Origin of the sequence: Rhodococcus sp. PBTS 1, assembly GCF_001620025.1 — a bacterium.
Classification (GTDB): domain Bacteria; phylum Actinomycetota; class Actinomycetes; order Mycobacteriales; family Mycobacteriaceae; genus Rhodococcoides; species Rhodococcoides kroppenstedtii.
In genome coordinates, this window is sequence record NZ_CP015219.1 from 3,117,418 (window position 1) to 3,133,344 (window position 15,927).

The 15,927-nt window shown below is 69.1% G+C and carries 15 protein-coding genes; 7 read left to right on the forward strand and 8 right to left on the reverse strand.

Annotated elements, in window-relative coordinates; all coding sequences use genetic code 11:
* Nucleotides 1-3 precede the first annotated feature (3 nt).
* Nucleotides 4-876, reverse strand: a complete 873-nt coding sequence (locus A3Q40_RS14250) for an isocitrate lyase/PEP mutase family protein (protein WP_068103115.1) — start codon at nucleotides 874-876, stop codon at nucleotides 4-6.
* A 160-nt stretch (nucleotides 877-1,036) separates the two neighbouring features.
* Between A3Q40_RS14250 and A3Q40_RS14255 the strand changes: the two genes are divergently transcribed.
* Nucleotides 1,037-1,834, forward strand: coding sequence for an IclR family transcriptional regulator (locus A3Q40_RS14255; RefSeq protein ID WP_068103116.1), 798 nt, complete (start codon nucleotides 1,037-1,039; stop codon nucleotides 1,832-1,834).
* Between the two features lie 80 nt (nucleotides 1,835-1,914).
* Here the strand turns inward: A3Q40_RS14255 and A3Q40_RS14260 are convergent, their stop codons facing one another.
* From A3Q40_RS14260 to A3Q40_RS14275, 4 genes are read right to left on the reverse strand one after another with little or no spacing between them, the layout of a single operon-like run.
* On the reverse strand, nucleotides 1,915-2,868 hold the full coding sequence (locus A3Q40_RS14260; protein ID WP_068103118.1) for an ABC transporter substrate-binding protein: 954 nt from the start codon (nucleotides 2,866-2,868) through the stop codon (nucleotides 1,915-1,917).
* A 33-nt stretch (nucleotides 2,869-2,901) separates the two neighbouring features.
* Entirely contained in the window at nucleotides 2,902-4,746 is a 1,845-nt protein-coding gene (locus A3Q40_RS14265) for an FAD-dependent monooxygenase (protein ID WP_068103120.1), read from the reverse strand.
* On the reverse strand, nucleotides 4,743-5,384 hold the full coding sequence (locus tag A3Q40_RS14270; protein WP_068106305.1) for a VOC family protein: 642 nt from the start codon (nucleotides 5,382-5,384) through the stop codon (nucleotides 4,743-4,745). Before A3Q40_RS14270 ends, A3Q40_RS14265 begins: the two co-directional genes overlap by 4 nt.
* A 44-nt stretch (nucleotides 5,385-5,428) precedes the next feature.
* Nucleotides 5,429-6,388, reverse strand: coding sequence for a fumarylacetoacetate hydrolase family protein (locus A3Q40_RS14275; protein ID WP_068103121.1), 960 nt, complete (start codon nucleotides 6,386-6,388; stop codon nucleotides 5,429-5,431).
* 120 nt (nucleotides 6,389-6,508) lie between these two features.
* On the opposite strand from A3Q40_RS14275, the gene A3Q40_RS14280 reads away from it, so the two are divergent.
* Nucleotides 6,509-7,165, forward strand: coding sequence for a TetR/AcrR family transcriptional regulator (locus A3Q40_RS14280; protein ID WP_068103124.1), 657 nt, complete (start codon nucleotides 6,509-6,511; stop codon nucleotides 7,163-7,165).
* Between the two features lie 3 nt (nucleotides 7,166-7,168).
* Here A3Q40_RS14280 and A3Q40_RS14285 read toward each other — a convergent pair whose 3' ends face one another.
* Nucleotides 7,169-7,825 carry a TetR/AcrR family transcriptional regulator gene (locus A3Q40_RS14285; RefSeq protein WP_201132863.1) on the reverse strand — a complete coding sequence of 219 codons (657 nt, stop codon included), beginning with the start codon at nucleotides 7,823-7,825 and terminating at the stop codon, nucleotides 7,169-7,171.
* Between the two features lie 147 nt (nucleotides 7,826-7,972).
* On the opposite strand from A3Q40_RS14285, the gene A3Q40_RS14290 reads away from it, so the two are divergent.
* The 5 genes from A3Q40_RS14290 to A3Q40_RS14310 all read left to right on the forward strand — a co-directional run bounded on the left by A3Q40_RS14290 (nucleotide 7,973) and on the right by A3Q40_RS14310 (nucleotide 13,175).
* Nucleotides 7,973-9,172, forward strand: a complete 1,200-nt coding sequence (locus tag A3Q40_RS14290; protein ID WP_082833934.1) for a VOC family protein — start codon at nucleotides 7,973-7,975, stop codon at nucleotides 9,170-9,172.
* Nucleotides 9,169-10,101: a fumarylacetoacetate hydrolase family protein gene (locus A3Q40_RS14295; protein ID WP_068103128.1), complete on the forward strand. Its 933-nt coding sequence runs from the start codon at nucleotides 9,169-9,171 to the stop codon at nucleotides 10,099-10,101. Before A3Q40_RS14290 ends, A3Q40_RS14295 begins: the two co-directional genes overlap by 4 nt.
* Nucleotides 10,102-11,670, forward strand: a complete 1,569-nt coding sequence (gene mhpA / locus A3Q40_RS14300; RefSeq protein ID WP_068103129.1) for a bifunctional 3-(3-hydroxy-phenyl)propionate/3-hydroxycinnamic acid hydroxylase MhpA — start codon at nucleotides 10,102-10,104, stop codon at nucleotides 11,668-11,670.
* Between the two features lie 70 nt (nucleotides 11,671-11,740).
* Complete coding sequence (locus A3Q40_RS14305; RefSeq protein WP_068103131.1) at nucleotides 11,741-11,932, forward strand: ferredoxin; 192 nt, start codon at nucleotides 11,741-11,743, stop codon at nucleotides 11,930-11,932.
* Nucleotides 11,933-12,047: 115 nt separating this feature from the next.
* The gene (locus A3Q40_RS14310) at nucleotides 12,048-13,175 is read left to right on the forward strand and encodes a GGDEF domain-containing protein (RefSeq protein WP_068103133.1); all 1,128 of its coding nucleotides are present in this window, start codon (nucleotides 12,048-12,050) and stop codon (nucleotides 13,173-13,175) included.
* Nucleotides 13,176-13,205: 30 nt separating this feature from the next.
* Here the strand turns inward: A3Q40_RS14310 and A3Q40_RS14315 are convergent, their stop codons facing one another.
* Together A3Q40_RS14315 and A3Q40_RS14320 are read right to left on the reverse strand one after the other, a co-directional pair.
* A complete protein-coding gene (locus tag A3Q40_RS14315) occupies nucleotides 13,206-14,981 on the reverse strand; it encodes a GMC family oxidoreductase N-terminal domain-containing protein (RefSeq protein WP_068103134.1) in 1,776 nt (591 codons plus the stop codon).
* A gap of 39 nt (nucleotides 14,982-15,020) precedes the next feature.
* Nucleotides 15,021-15,905 (reverse strand): hypothetical protein, encoded by an 885-nt coding sequence (locus tag A3Q40_RS14320; RefSeq protein WP_068103136.1) that lies wholly within the window; start codon nucleotides 15,903-15,905, stop codon nucleotides 15,021-15,023.
* Nucleotides 15,906-15,927 lie beyond the last annotated feature (22 nt).

Genomic DNA, 15,927 nt, shown 5'->3' on the forward strand with positions numbered 1-15,927 from the left:
GAGTCACGCCTCCGTCCGAGCCGGGAGATACTTCCGCTGCATCTGTTCGACCTCGGGGAAACCGATCAGGTCGACGAAGTCGTGGTGCGGCAACGCGTCCGCGCTCACCTCGGCGGGCGGCTCACCGGATGCCAGGCGGCGCAGGGCCTGGCGCGCCGCGCCGGTCACGGCCATCAGGACCTGAGTCGGCAGCAGCGCGAGCCGAACGCCGATCTGCCGCAGGACATCTGGCGTGAACTCGCGCTCGGTCCAGGTCGAGGCCGTCAGGGTCGCCATGAGCGGAACACCGACCGCTGCGTGGCACCGCTCCCAGTCCTCGATCGAATCGAAGGTCTTGGTGACGGGCATGATCATGTCCGCCCCGGCCGCCACGTAGGCCTCGGCCCGAGAGATGGCCTCGTCGCCACGAGCGTCCGTCCGGGCGATGAGCAGCACGTCGTCGGGCATCGCGTCGCGCACGGCGCGGATCTTTCCCACGGCGGTCGGGACGTCCACCAGGTCGACGGGGTCGCCGACGCAGATCGGGCACGCCTTCGGCGAGACCTGGTCCTCCATGAAGACGCCACCGACGCCGGCGGCCGCGAACGCCGTGGCCGTACGGGCCGCGTTGACCGCGTTCCCGTATCCGGTGTCGATGTCGGCGACCAGCGGGAGCGTCGACGCCTCGCGGATGACGCGGACGGCGCCCAGATTCTCCGACATCGTGTACAGCTCGGCATCGGGCAGCCCCAGCGCCGCCGACACGGCGAACCCGGACGCGCACAACGCATCGAAGCCTGCTTGTTCCGCCAACCGGGCGGTCAGTCCATCCCACACCCCGGGCGCGTAGACCAGCCCGCGCTCCGTCAACTCCCTCAAGGTCACTGCGCTGTCCATACCGACTCCATCGCTCATATCCGTCGCGTTCCGCATTGCGGAATGCATTCCGTCATGCGATACTGAACGTAGAGTGGGCCGCGTCACAAAGTCAAGAGGTCACACATCGTCGGTCCTCGTACGATGGCGTCGCCCGACACGATCGAAGGAGTCGAATTCGGTGAGCAGCGAATCGGCCGGCGCCGTGACCCGAGACGTGGTCGGCGCCGTCCTCAAAGCGTGCGCCCTGCTCGAACACTTCGACACGGCGCGCCCCGTCTGGTCGCTGAACGAGCTGACCGTCGCCAGCGGCATGAACAAGACCACCGTGCACCGGCTCATGACCACGCTGATTCACGCGGGCTGGGTGGCGCGCACAGCGGACGGCGGCTACCGAATCGCCATGCCGCTGTTCGAGATCGGGTCCGCTGCCGTGTCGCGGCTCGACATCAGGGACGCAGCGAAACCTGTTCTGCAGGAGCTCGCCGCCGCGTTCGGGGACACCGCGTATCTCATGGTTCCGGCCGAATCCGGCGCGGTGTGCATCGATCGGGTCGAGGGGAACAACTCACTGGTGGTCGCCGGCATCTCGATCGGCTCGGTCATTCCGTACCACGCCGCCGCGGGACCGACCGTAATGCTCGCGTACTCGCCGGAGCTGCGAGCGGACTGGCTCGAGCGTGACCTTCCGGCCTTCACCGACCGCACCACCACCGATCCGACCGCCCTGCGCGAGCACCTCGATCGGGTGGTCGCGCAGGGCTATTCGATCAGCGATGCCGACTACCTCGACGGCGTCGCCGCCGTGGCCGCACCGATCCTGGGCCAGCGCCGCGAACTCGTCGCGTCCGTCAGCGTCGGCGGACGGCGGGACGCGTTCGACGGGGACGGGCTCGTCGCGCGGGTCGACGCCGTCCGCGCGGCGGCCCGTCGGCTGTCACGGGTGGCCGAAGCGCTGCACGACCCCACCGACGCCTGACACGGGCATTCCCGCTGACCGCTCCTGCATGTGCTGACGGTGCACCGTCAGCAGGAAGAGGAATCGTCAGCGGGAGCGTTCTACGTGACCTTGGTCGAGCGCTCCACCGTCTCGGCGAACCGAGTGAGCCAATCGGCGTACTCGGCATAGGTGTTGGGGCGCTTGTCGTCCCAGTCCACCACCTGTCCCGCCTCGACACCCGGCAGCGATCCGTACACGGGCGCGGACGCGAGAACATCACGGCTCGCGGGGTACTCCAGGACGATGTCGGCGGGGTATTGCGCGACGTTCTCCCAACTGACCGTCGCCCACGGTCCGTCCGTGGGCGGGCCCGCCAGGCGTACCCCGAGCCCGGAGAGCAGGCCGAGCACGGTCAGTTCGGGGGTTCCGAGGTACACCCCGTCCGCACTGGCGTTGAGCGGCAACACCGTCAGGTCCGGCGCCGCGGTGACCGCCCGGCGTACCCGCTCCTTCGCGTCCTCGTAGGCCGCGCGCTGCTCCTCGATCGCGGGACCCTCGGTGTCACCACCGAGAGCCTCTGCCAGAGAACGGTATTGATCGAGCGTCGTGTCGAGGGTGCTCGACGGGTCGATCCCCAGAAACGGGGCGACGGCGTTGATCTGCTGCGCCTGCGCCGAGTCCCACCAGATCCAGGAGGTCGGATCCTCCTCGGAGGAATACCCCACGACGAGGTCCGCCCCGAGGCTCGCCGCCGTCTCGGTTCCGAACGTGGCGTCGGTGCCCACCACCGTCATGGTCGACGGGTCGGCGGTGCCGAGGCCGAGGCCGTTGCTCAGCCCGTATCCGTAGACCCCGGCGGGCCGAATGCCGTAGTCCCACAACGCTGCAGCCGAGTACGCGTCGACCACGAGCGCGTGCGGGGCCTCGTCGAGCGTGACAGTGTTGCCGAAGGCGGTGGTGTAGAACCACCCGCCGTCACCCGCGTCGTTCCCGCCCGCGCCCCCGCACCCCGCCAGAGCGAGGGCGAGGACTGCCGAAGCAGCACCGACACGGACGGGAAGCGACGTCGTCATGCAGCGAAGTTAGCACAGGCTAACCTCAGCAGGTCATCGGGCTCGGTCGAGCGGGAAGTACCTCCCCCACAGCCGCCGCACGGTGGCGACGGCATCCTCGACGGCATCGTCGGCCCCGGCGGTGGACCGCCACACGATGTGCCCGTCGGCCCGCACCAGCAACGCCCCCCGCTCCCCCACCCGGTAGAGGTCCACGGCGCCCGGGGCCGCATCCTCGGCGGGCCCGAGGTCGAGGACGTCCACCCGCAACGGCGAGAGACCGTCTCGATGCTTGTCGACGGCAGCCTGCCAGGCGTCGGCGTCGAACGTCACCAACGTCAGGGCGTTCGGATCGCGGCCGACGCTCCGCAGCGCCGACTCCCCGGTCGCCGGGAGGATCGAATGTGGCAGGCGCCCACCGGGATCGGTTCGCGGCCGGTACTCGACGACGTCGTCGAGGCCGTCGTCGTTCGCCGTCACGCCACGGCCGTCCGTCAGCGGTCCACCGTAGCGGTAGCCGAACTCCAGACCCGTCGACACGAAGTGCGCCAGCTGCCCCGGAATGTCGCTCGCCATCTTGTCCCGAGCACGAACCGCACGACGCCCCGTACCGGCGATGACCTGCGTGCGCCCGAGACCGAGTCCCACGACGCGATCCGCCAGCGCGGCGGCCCGGCTGCCCGGCAGCCACGCGAAGGGTGGACGCGACATCGCCGAGGTCGCCCGCTGCAACATCCGGTTGGTGGCGCCCACGTGCCGGGTGACGTCGTCGAGTTTGAAGTGGTTGGCGACGCTGTGTCGCGCGAAGAGGTCGACGACGGGGCGACGTTCGACCTCGTAGGTGTCCAGGAGCGTCGGCTTCGCGACGCCCGACAGCACCGCCTCCAGCTTCCAGGCCAGGTTGTGCGCGTCCTGCACACCACTGTTCAGTCCGTATCCCCCGGTGTGCGGGAAGCGATGCGCGGCATCGCCCGCCAGGAGCACCCGTCCGCGGCGGAAGGTATCGGCGGTCTGGGTGGTCATCTCCCACTTGCCGGTCGAGACGACGTCGTACGCGTGGTCGGCTCCGAGCACCGCCGGCAACGTGTCGCGCCAGTACGGGCCGGGCTCACGTGACATCCGCTGTGCCGGATGCAGATACGTTCCCATCAGCACGTAGTGATGGTCCGCGTGCGCGATCAACACACCGGCGAAATTCGGCTGGTAGATCCAGGTGAGCAATGGCCTTTCCGACGCCGGGTACAGCGTGTCGCACCGGAAGAACGCGCTACCCATCTTGGCCAACGTCGGCCCGTGCATCTCGACGCCCACCATGTCGCGGACGGCGCTGTTGGCCCCGTCGGCGCCGATCGCGAAGCGGGCCTGCAGCGTGGCGCCGTCACCCCCGGCTCCGGAGGTGTGGACGACCACGGAATCGTCGCGTTCGCTGATGCCCGCCACCGAGGTGCCGTACCGGACCTCGACGAGCGGCTCCCGATCGAGCCACGACCACAGCACCGGCATCAGCAGGTGCTGCCCCACGTGGGAGACCAGGTAATCGCTGTGCGATCGAACGCGATCGAGTTGTTCGGGTCGGGATGCGAGGTCGATGTGGCCGATCGGATTCGAGTCGAAGGACGACTGCCACCGAATGAGATTGACCTCCTCGATGGGCGGCGCCAGCGCGAAGACCTCGTCCGACAAGCCCTGATCGATGTCCCGCCAGATTTCGAAGGTCCGAGCGTTGATCACATGAGCGGCGGGATGCGTCAGCGGCGTGGTCCGCCGATCGAGGACGACACTGCTGATTCCGCGCCGGGCGAGCAGTAGAGCCAGCGTGGCACCGGTCGCGCCGGCACCGCAGACGACGACGGGGACGTCGACGTGGTCGGGCGTCGTCGTCGGGGACGTGGCGCTCACAGCGTGCGGAAGGTGATGGCCCGACGGTTCACCCGCGGACGCGTACCCGGTCGGACACCCGCGTCGCGGCGCGTCAGGGATTCGAGAGGCGCCCCGGCCCGCAGACGCTCGAGCAGGTACGACGGGTCGAACGTCACGCCGATCGGATTCTGTGCGAACTCGGGACTGCTGAAGAAGGCCGCGGTCTCCTCCGGCGTCGGGAAGTTCTCGGTCTGGAACTCGAGCCGGGTGCCGTCCGGATCCTCGTAGTAGAGGGACGTGGTGGGCCCGTGGTTGATGGACCACACCGGCTCGATGCCGAGGCCGGCGAGCCGCTCGTAGTTGAGCAACAGCCTTTCCAGCGAGTGATAGGTGAAGGCCAGGTGATCCACCCCGTAGACCTTGCGCTTGAAGCGCGCCAGCGGGAACACGAACCGGGTGGGCGGCGGGATCTTCACCAGAGCGAGCCGGTGGCTCTCCTCGTCCCACGTGAGGAACGCGATCTGCTCGTCCTCGTGCACCACCACCGCGCCCATCACCGTGCGATACCACTCGATCATCTCGGTCGCCCGTGCGGTCTTGACCACGAAGTGCGCGAGGAGATCCGGCGGTAGGGCGGTGGAGACCGGGGCCGGTGAACGATCGGCGGTGGACACCATGGCGAGCACTCCTCGAGTGGTGGGGTCGGTGGGATGGGTCGGGCTCACGAGCCCGGTGCGACGATGGGCGTGCGTTGGGTACCGAGGTCGAGACGACCGTCCTCGGTACGAATCGATGCCGTGACGACGCTGCCGGGGCGCAGGAACGGGCCTCCACGGCTGCGTCGGATGAACTGCTTCCACAGCACGTGTTCCGGGAGTACCGCAGTGGCGACACGGCGGAGAATCGCCGGCGGCGTCTTGGCCGCGGTGCCGTGCGGCGTTCCCGTGAGCACGACGTCACCCGGATCGAGGTTGCAGAACTGGGAAAGCTCGCTGAGCGTCTCGGCCGGGCGGTAGAGCCAGTTCGCGGTCGAATCCTGCTGCCGCAGTTCGCCGTCGACCTCGAGACGCAGAGTCAGACGGTCGATCGCCGCGTAGTCGTCCGCATCGAGCACGGCGAGGACCGGCCCGACCGGGCAGAAACCGCGGTAGCTCTTGCCCTTCAGGTACTGCCCCTGGGGCAGTTGCACGTCGCGGGCGGAGAGATCGTTGCCGATGGTGATCGCGGCGACGTAGGACGGCAGCGTCGAGTCGGTGATCGTGACCGGCGCGTCGACCGTCTTTCCGATCACCAGACCCAACTCGATCTCGTAGTCGAGGAGTTCGACGTGCGCCGGCCGGGTCACGGAGTCGAACGGACCGGTGACCGAGGCGTCGGTCTTGTCGAAGAAGAGATTGAAGGCGCGATTGTCGGGATCCATCCCGGACTCGATGGCGTGCTGCCGGAAGTTCGCGCCCTGACACATCACTCGGCACGGCACCGTGATCGGCGACAGGGTGCTCACGGCCTCCGGCCGGTGCGTCGCCGACCCGCGGGCGGCGGCCGCGATGTCCCCGCGACCGTGCGTGAGCAGGTCCCCCGTCGTCGCGTACGAGTCGGTGAGCGCGGTCAGCCCCTGGTCCGACGACACCGCCCACAGCACGCGATCTCCGTCGTCGTATCGACCCACGTACGTGGCCACTGCGTCCTCCCCCGAGCTCGGTCCCTGTCGTTCGATCCGACAGTAGCCGCCACGTTGACCGTCGGTCAACGATTCGGAATCGGTGACCGAATGCGGACGTGCGCCAGTAAGCTCCCCGGTGTGCACACCGACCTGATGGAGACCGGACGTTCCTCGGTGCCCGCCACGCGCGCCGCCCGCAAGGCCGCATCACGGGCACGGATCCTCGCCGCGGCCCGCGAGCTCTTCGAGGATCGGGATTTCGACGCCGTCACCGTCGGCGAGATCGCCGATCGCGCCGGCGTGGCCCACGGATCCGTCTTCCACCACTTCGAGAGCAAGAAGGGTGTCTATCGGGCCGTTCTCGACGCCGTCGTGGACGAGATGGATGCTGCGTTCGACGGCAGCGCGGACACGACGGATCTCGACGCGGTCCGTCGCGGACTGCGCGCGCATCTGACGTACGCGGCGCAGCACCGCGGGCTGACCACTCGGCTCGTCCTCGGGCGCCGCAGCCCGGATCCGGACGTGCGCGCCGCGTCCGAACGCGGGCGCGAGCGAGTGCTGACCGCGATCGCCCTCGCCCTCGAGGTCGATCCGACCCGGGAGGCGAACATCTTCGTGGGCCGGGTCATGGCGACGGCGTTCGACGAGGCGACCGTGCTGTGGCTCGAGAGCGACGGCACCCTGCTCGCGCACGCCGTCGTCGACTGGATGATCGAGATGATGGAGGCCGCGATCGACGCCGTCCCGGCACTCGAGGGTCGCGCGGGTCGGCGGAACCTCCCGTCGCTCTGACCGTCAGGCCTCGGTGATCAACACGGTTGCCGCGGAGACGTTCTCGGTGTCGGGCAGCGGACGAGCGACCAGCTGCGTCGCCTCGTCCACCGATACTCCGAGGGCACGGAGCACGCGCACCGCGGTGTTGTCGACCGCCTCCTCGGCGTTGCGGTCGGGTCGGTCCAGCAGCACCCGTCCGAGCGCCGTCAGCGTGCCGGCGACGAGCGCCAGCGCCAACTCGGTGTCCTCGACGTCGAACCTGCCGGACCGCACCGCCTCCTCGATGTCGCGCAGGGACCTCGGCGCGAGCCCGCGTTCCGTCGTGATCGCCTGCGCGACCGCGGAATTGACGAACACGCGACTGAGGTTCGGCTCGGCGCGGAAGAGGCGGCCGGTCAACCGGAAGGACTGCGTGAACTTCTCCACCGGATCGGTCATCCCGACGGTCAGTGTGTCGAGGTAGGCGCCGAGCGCTTCGAGCGCGTCGTCCACCGCGGCCTCGAACAACTCCTCCTTGCTGGCGAAGTGGTTGTAGAAGGACCCCATCCCGACGTCCGCCACCTGCGTGATCTCGAGGACGGGCGCCGTCAGCCGTCCGTCGGCGAGGAAGGTCTGCGCCGCGCGTACCAGCGCGGCCCGGGTCCGAGCCTTCCGCCGCTCGAGCCTGTCCGCTGCCATCGTGCCCGCCACCTCCGTCACCCACGTCGTCTGCCGAATCGGCAGAAGTGTAACGCCATCACAGAACCGACGACATCGTCGAAAACGTTGACGACGAGCCCGACCGTGTGTGACGATTTCGTCAGAGATTCCGAAGGGGGGATCGTCATGGCAGTAGTGGACGCACCACGGCACGACCGTCGGGTGCCAGGAGGCCACGCGACCGACCGCCACGAGGACGGGCATCGCGGTCTGCACGTCGATCAGGGCGCCCGCCCCGGTGAGCACCCCGGCCGCGTCCGGGATCCGATCGTCAAGGTGCACGACATCGCCTGGCTCGAGTTCACCAAGCCCGACCTCACTCGCGCGCGGGCATTCGCCGAGGCCTTCGGCTTCACCGTCACCCTCGCGACGGACGACGAGCTGCATCTCCGCGGCCTGGCCGCCGGCTCACCCTGCGTGCTGATTCGGCGCGGGCGCCGGACGGCGTTCGCCGCGGCAGCCTTCCGCGCCGCCGAGACCGCCGACGTCATGACCCTGGCCGAGGCCACCGGTACCCGCGTGGAACGGCTTCCGGACGCGCTCGGCGGCATCGGCGTGACGCTCACCGACCCCGGCGGCCAAGCGGTTCGGGTGGTCGCGGGGGTGGACGAGGCCCCGGAGATTCCGGGACAACGGGTGCACGAGTACAACTTCGGCGCGCTCGACCCGTGGAAGATCAGCCGGGTCAACGCCACGCAACGGCCGCCGCGCGAGCCGGCGATGGTCGAGCGGCTCGGACACGTGGTCGTCCAACGCAACCGCTACCTGGAGAATCTCACCTGGTATCTCGAACACCTCGGGTTGATCGTCAGCGATTTTCTCTACTACGACGGGCAGCGTGATCGAGGGCCGGTCATGGCGTTCATCCGCTGCGATCGCGGGAGCGAACCCACCGACCACCACACCCTCGCCATGGCCCTCGGTCCGTCCAACCGGTACGTGCACTCGGCCTATCAGGTGTGCGACCTCGACGCCATCGGCGCCGGCAGCCGGTACCTCACCGAGCGTGGTTACCGGCACTCCTGGGGCGTGGGCCGCCACATCCAGGGCAGTCAGATCTTCGACTACTGGCGCGATCCCGACGGGTTCCTGGTCGAGCACTTCGCCGACGGAGACCGCTTCGACTCCTCGCTCGAACCCGGGTGGGCACCGATGACCGCGTCCGGCCTCGCGCAGTGGGGTCCACCGGCCAGTCGCGACTTCCTCGGGGTCACCGTCGATCGCCGCGGTCTCGCCGAGGCGCGCTCGATTCTGTCCGCTCTGCGTCACGACACCGAATTCGACCTCCACCGCCTCCGCGGTCTCATGAAAGTCGCCTCCACGTGATTCCTGTTCTCCGTACCGCCGATGCCTGGTGGGTTCGCCACGACGACGGCGCCTCGCGCGTCGACACCGCCGCCACCACCACGGCCGAGCTGCTGGCCGACCGCACCGCTCTCACTGCCGCCTCGTCGTCGTCGGAGCGAGTGTCGGTGCACACGCTGGAGCTCGTCTCCCCCGTCACCGCGCCCTGTCGTGTGGTCGCTCAGATGACCAACTACCGCTCGCACGTGAAGGATTCGGGGATGAACCCCGAGACCGTGCCCCTCACCTTCTTCCGGAAGGCCTCGGGGTCGATCAGCGGCCCGACGGACGACGTGATCAAGCCCGCCCACGTGGGCCTGCTGGACTACGAGGTGGAGATCGGTCTGGTCGTCGGGGAACCCCTCGAGGTGGGCGCGTCGGTCGGTGAGGGCGATCTGGCTCGTCACATCGCTGCCCTCGTCGTCACCGACGACGTGTCCGCCCGAGACGTGCAGCTGCCCAAAACCCAGTTCTACGAATCGAAGTCGTATCCGACGTTCACCCCCGTGGGCCCCGTGCTCGGCGTTCTCGAGGACGGTGATCTGCGTCGATTCGAGCATCTTCGCCTGACGCTGCGTGTCAACGGAGAGGTTCGCCAGAACAGCACCGTGGCGGACATGATCTACCCACCGCTGGAGGCGTTGCGCGCGCTCGCACGCTTCCAGCGCCTGGACACCGGTGATCTCGTGCTCACCGGTACACCCGGCGGGACGGCGCTGACGGCCCCGCCGAAGCCGATCGAGATCGCGGGTGCGTTCCTGCCGCCGGCACTGAAGTGGAAGATCTTCTTCGGCAAGCAGGGGCGAAATCCGAAATACCTGAAGGACGGCGACGTTCTGGAGTTGACGGTGGGCACCGACGACGGCGCTCTCGACCTCGGTGTCCAGCGCACCCGGGTGCGGGAGGCGTAGGTGTCCGTCCCGGCGAGAGACACCGCTCGGCCACCGGTTGTCGTGGTGGGAGCCGGCCCCACCGGCACCGTGGCCGCGCTGCTGTTGGACCGATTCGGCGTCGACACCCTCGTCCTGGATCGGTGGGAGGACGTGTTCCCGCAGCCTCGCGCGGTCCACCTCGACGACGAGGTGTGCCGCATCCTCGACGGCGTCGACGCGGCCGACGACTTCCTCGCCGCCTCGCGCCCCGGCAAGGGCCTGCGGCTCGTCGACTCCGAGCTGCGCACGCTGGCTCAGTTCGACCGCGACCCGGACGAACGGCCGCACGGTTTCCCGCCCGCCAACATGTTCGACCAACCCGATCTCGAGCGCATCCTGCGTCGGCGACTGGAGAAGGCCGGGTCCGTCACGTTCCGCGGTGGTGTCGAGGTCGAGGACGTCGTGCACGACGGCGACCACGTCGTCGTGGTCGTGCGGGACGTCGAGACCGGGCGTCGTGAGGCGATCACGGCCGACGTCGTCCTCGGCTGCGACGGCGCCAACAGTGCCGTGCGCACCGCCATCGGATCGTCGATGACCGATCTCGGCCCCTCGCAACGATGGTTGGTGATCGACGTCGAAACCGAGGCGCCGCTCGCTCACTGGGAGGGCGTTCATCAGCTGTGCGATCCGCAGCGCGCGGCGACCTACATGCGCATCGGCGCGACCCGGCATCGGTGGGAGTTCGAACTGGTCGACGACGAGTCGCCCGACGACTACGCCGACCTCGCATCGCTGGAGCCCCTGATGCGGCCCTGGCTGGCGGACGTGTCGGTGGACGACCTCGAACTGATCCGGACGGCGGAGTACACGTTTCGCGCCCAGGTCGTGGATCGGTGGCGGGACCGGCGGGTGTTCCTGCTCGGCGATGCGGCGCATCTGACGCCGCCCTTCATCGGGCAGGGGCTGGGCGCGGGTCTGCGCGACGCGAGCAACCTCGCGTGGAAGGTGGCGGCAGTACGCCGCGGCCTGCTCCCGGAATCGGCGTGGGAGACCTACCAGCAGGAGCGAGAACCGCACGCACGCTCCATGATCGGACTGGCCGTCATGGTCGGCCGGTTGATGGTCGGCGGCGGCGAACGCACGATGACGATTCGTCGCGGCATACTCCCCGTGCTGTCCAGGGTGCCGGGCCTGGCCTCCCTGGTCACCGACAGCACGACGCCGGCGCTGTCCGCGTCGCCGTTCGTCCGGACCGGACCGGTGCGCTCCCGTCTCACCCGCACCGCACTCGTCGGCACTCTCGTGCCCAACGCGGTCCAGGGCGATGGGGCGCGTCTCGATTCGACCGTCGCGCACCGATTCTCGATCGTCACGACCGCGACACCGACCGCGCAGCAGAGCCGTGATCTCGACCGTCGCGGGTGCGTGGTCGTCGTGGTGCCCCCCGCATCCCCGCTCGGACGATGGCTCGCCCGCGGCCGGGTGAGCGCCGCACTGGTGCGGCCGGACCGCACGGTGATGGCCGCCGGGACCTCGCTCGCCGCGTTGTTCACCCGCGTACCCACGTCTCCCACCGCCGGCGTCGGGAAATCCGACGCTCCCTGATTCACCACGACCTCGTCCACCCATCGACCGACCCGCCCCACAGCCCGGTGGCGGCGAAAGGAGACACACCATGAGGATCGACGTCGATTACGACCGTTGCGAGGGCCACGGCCTGTGCGAGGACCAGGCGCCGGAGGTCTTCCGACTCGACGACGCCGGCGATCTGCACTTGCAGCACGAGGAGATCCCCGCAGATCAGGTAGCTGCAGTGCAGTCGGCCGTGGCCGCCTGTCCGGTGGCCGCACTCCGCGAACGCTCCTGACCCGGCGTGGTCGACGGTGGCGCGAAAGCCGGGCGATTCGTGCGAATCGAACCGAGCCTTTTCCCCGTTTTGTTAGGGTGAACGCCACCATTCATCCGGCTGTGCGGGGGGCCCCGTGGCTACGATCTCGACCTCGTGGGTCGACCGTCTCCGCAGCGTGCTCGGGGAACACGACGACGCGACCGGTGTGTCGTTCGATCGATCGGGTCCGAACACCCTGACCCGTGTCGTGGTCGGCATCGGCACCATCGTCATCGGTGTCATCGGCCTGCTCTCGGCCCCCTCGGAGGAATACAGCGGGTGGGGTGCGGTCGCGACGGCGATCATCTCGCTGACGAGCCTGCCCGTCGGAGTATGGGTCTGCTTCACCCGCCGGTTCCGCGGTCGCGTCGTCGTCGCGTTCGTCGCCTGGGCCGACGTATCCGTCACCGTGTGCATGCTGCTCAAGGAGGAGCGGCTCACGGCCATCGGCGGCACGGCTCTGTTCGCCGTTCTGACGACCCTCGCCGTCATCGCGACTCCACTCGCCGCCTGTCTGACACACATGCTCTACAGCACCGTGATTCTCGCGGTGATCGCCGTCAACGCCGTGCTCTGGCAGGCCGCCAGCCTGTGGGTCATCGCCGCACACACCTTGACGATGTTGCTGGTGTTCCTGACGCCGTTCGTCCTGCTGGTGCATCTCGGTGAGCTGCGCGGCCAGGCTCGACAGTCACTCCTCGACCCCCTGACGGGCCTGCTCAATCGCCGCGGACTCGAGGACGCTCTGCTCCGCCTCGCCCACCGCGTCGACGGCGACACCACCCTCCTGGAGACGGTCGTGGTCGACGTCGACGATTTCAAGTCGGTCAACGACAGGTGGGGTCACCACGTCGGCGACACCGTCCTGACCGACCTCGCCCGTCATCTCACCGTCGTGACCGCCGGCCGGTGGGTGGTCGCGCGGCTCGGCGGGGACGAGTTCGCCTGTACGCGGGTCACCGACGGGCCGGGCGCGGCGGACGAGCTGGCCGCGTCCCTGACGCGGGTGTCCATGGTCGCCGGCTACACGATGAGCGCGGGAGCGGCCGACGTCCCGCTGCCCGACCGCTCACCGGCCGCGGTCACCGAGGCCATGACCGCGGCCCTGCGTGCGGCGGACAAGCGTCTCTACGATTCGAAGAGCCGGAAGGCGCGCGGGGCGGACGACCACGCACGCGGTCACCGAGGACGACGCGGAGACGACGCGAACGCGACCGGCTGACGGGCGGACGGGTTGACGGGCCCGACGACGTCACAGCCCCAGCGAGACCATGCGCTCCGTGATGCGCGGGTCCGTCGTCACCACGGGAGCTTCCGTGTGCACCCAGCCCTCGCCACCGAAGTACGTGGCGAGGATCGTTTCCGCCGTCCGAGTCGCGAACGCCTGGGTGGTGAGAGTGGGATTGGGTCCGCCGAGCGAGTTGGCGAGCATCGAATTGTCGGCCAGGAAGAGTCGGTCGACGAACCGCGCTTCACCGGTGGGTCGGGTGACGGAGTTCGTCTCGGACTCGCCCATGCGCATCGAGGAATGGACGTGCAATTGCAGCGGTGCCCAGTCGACGCGGTAGATCGACCGGGCGCCGGCGGCGCGCAGGAGTTCGGCTGCCCGCGTGGCGACGAACTCGCGGTTCCGTTCGGTGGCCGGCAATCGTCCACGGGACTGCAGGTCGTACTTGGCGACGGCGCCGTTCTCGTCCGCCGGGAGCAAGGACGGCACGATGCGCTGCTCCGGATCGACGTGATCGTCGGTGATACACAGAACGTTGAGCATGCGGTCGATGCCGTGCGACATGAACTCCCGCAGTTCGGCGCCGGCGAGGCGCCCGGCCGGGCCGTCCCAGGCGCCCGTCCTGCCGCGACCGTTCGTGTACTGCCCGCGGATCCCGCTCTCGGACAGGTTCATGGTGAACGCCTGGATGCCCGGTGTCAGTCCGGCGTTCTCGAGGCCGCCGTATCCCGGGTATTCCACTCGAGCGCAGGAATTGCCGCCGCGGGAATTGCCGGTGTCGTCGTCGAACAGGCCGACCACCCAATCGAACCAGTGGTCGGTGTGGCCGCGGCCCACCCATCCGTTGGGGTTCGGGAGGGCGCTGTTGAACCAGAGACGGGGCGACTCGGCTGCTCCCGCGGCGAGGACGACCACGGTCGCGTCCTCGCGGAAGCTCTCCCCGGTTTCGTTGTCGCGGAACGTCACTCCGGTCGCGCGGGTGCGCCCGCCGGACGTCTCGTGGTGGATCTGCGTGACGAACGAGTCGGCCCGCAGTTCCATGGCTCGGCCGCCCGGATGCACGGCGTCCGCGGCGAGCCCGAGCGGGACGTAACTGTTGTCGGTGGACCGGCGCGCGAGTTGGTTGCGCGGTGCGCGCAGTGGGAGGTAGCAGCCCTGGAAGCAGTGTCCGCAGAAGGTGCACCCCGTGGCATCGGGGTAGACGAGCAGAGAGCTGTCGTCGGTGCGGCCGGCGTTGCCACCGGGGTGAAGAATGGCGTTCGGTTGCGGCCGGTAGGCGAAACCGGTGGTGTCTCTCGATGTCTGGAGTGGGAGACCCAGTCCTTCACACCCCTGGAAGAACACCTGTTCCTTGCGTCCCATCGGTGCCGGCTTGACCGGGAGCGTCGCCTCCACCCACTCGAGGTACGGGACCAACTCGGCGTACGTGAGGGGGAATCGGTACGCCGTGTCGTACAGAGCCGCGTCCGCGCCCTGATACCCGGCGAACACCCCGGGATAGGGCCGAGGACAGTTACCGAAGTAGTGCTGTGTGGTGCCGCCGACACCGGACAGTTCCCACACGAAACTGTTCTGCGACCACTCTCGATACCACCCCGGCTTGTCTCGGTTCTCCGGACCGAAGCGGAGGTAACCCGACGTCGGATCGTTGGCGTCGAACTCCAGGTGCGACCATTCCGAATCCGGATTCGCGTGTCGCGGACCGCCTTCCAACAACAGAACGTCCAAGCCTCGACCCGCCAGTTCCGCGGCCACCACCGGACCGCCCCCTCCGGCACCCACCACGATCACGTCACGCACAGCGCGTACTCCCCCTCGTCGAACCGACCGCGATCGCGGTCAGAAGCTGTCGATGCCCCGGTGGAACCCGAGGAACTCCGCGTGTCCGTCCACCGGCCCCTTCGGCCGATAAGCGGCGATGTCCCACGCCACCGGGCGAGCGGAGAGTACGCGAGTGCGGCGATCCCACAGATCGTGTTCGCTCCAGGCAGTGAAGGCGGACCCGTCCAACAGGATCCCGCCGAAGAAGCGAAGGACGCCGGACGCGCTCCCCGTCAGCGGTTGCGGCAGCGCCTCGTCGACGATCGAGATCAGCTCCGGCAGAGGTGCTTCGAGCGCCTCGAACACTCGACACTTGGTCTCGTACCGCGCGTTGGCGAACGCCGAGGCGAACGGCCCGGCCACGGTGCGCGGATCCAGCAGCACCGCCGTGACGTCGAGCAGGATGGCGGCGAGCAACGACGCGGGGAACGTGCTGTCGGTGAAGCGGTAGCCGAGGGCGCGGTCGACTGCGGCGGTGACGGCGGGGTCGGGAAGGCCGCCGGCGGCGCGTGCCGCGGAATCACCTGCGTCGGCAGCCGTGGCCATCAACGCGACCGCGACGGGACGCAGCAGCTGGTCCGCATGGGGGACGAAGCGGTCGATCAGGGCGCCGAAGGCCTCGGGCGACCGCTGGTCCAACGGCCCGGGGCCCGTCGCCGTGACGCCCTGCTGCACCGAGTACGGGTCACCCGCGGGCATCATCATCACCACGACGCCGCGCATCGCGTCCGCGGATTCCGCCAGCAGCCGATCCAGGACGGCGTCGGCCCACGGGGGCAGATCGGGATAGCCACCGAGCGGCTCGGCAACAGCGGCACCGCCTCCGGCCGCCATCGCAGCCGCGAGGAGGGACGCGAAGCCGCCGGCGCGGAGAGCGCCGCGGCGGCTCAGGGTTGGTGACACCTCGACAACAGTAGGGGTCTTT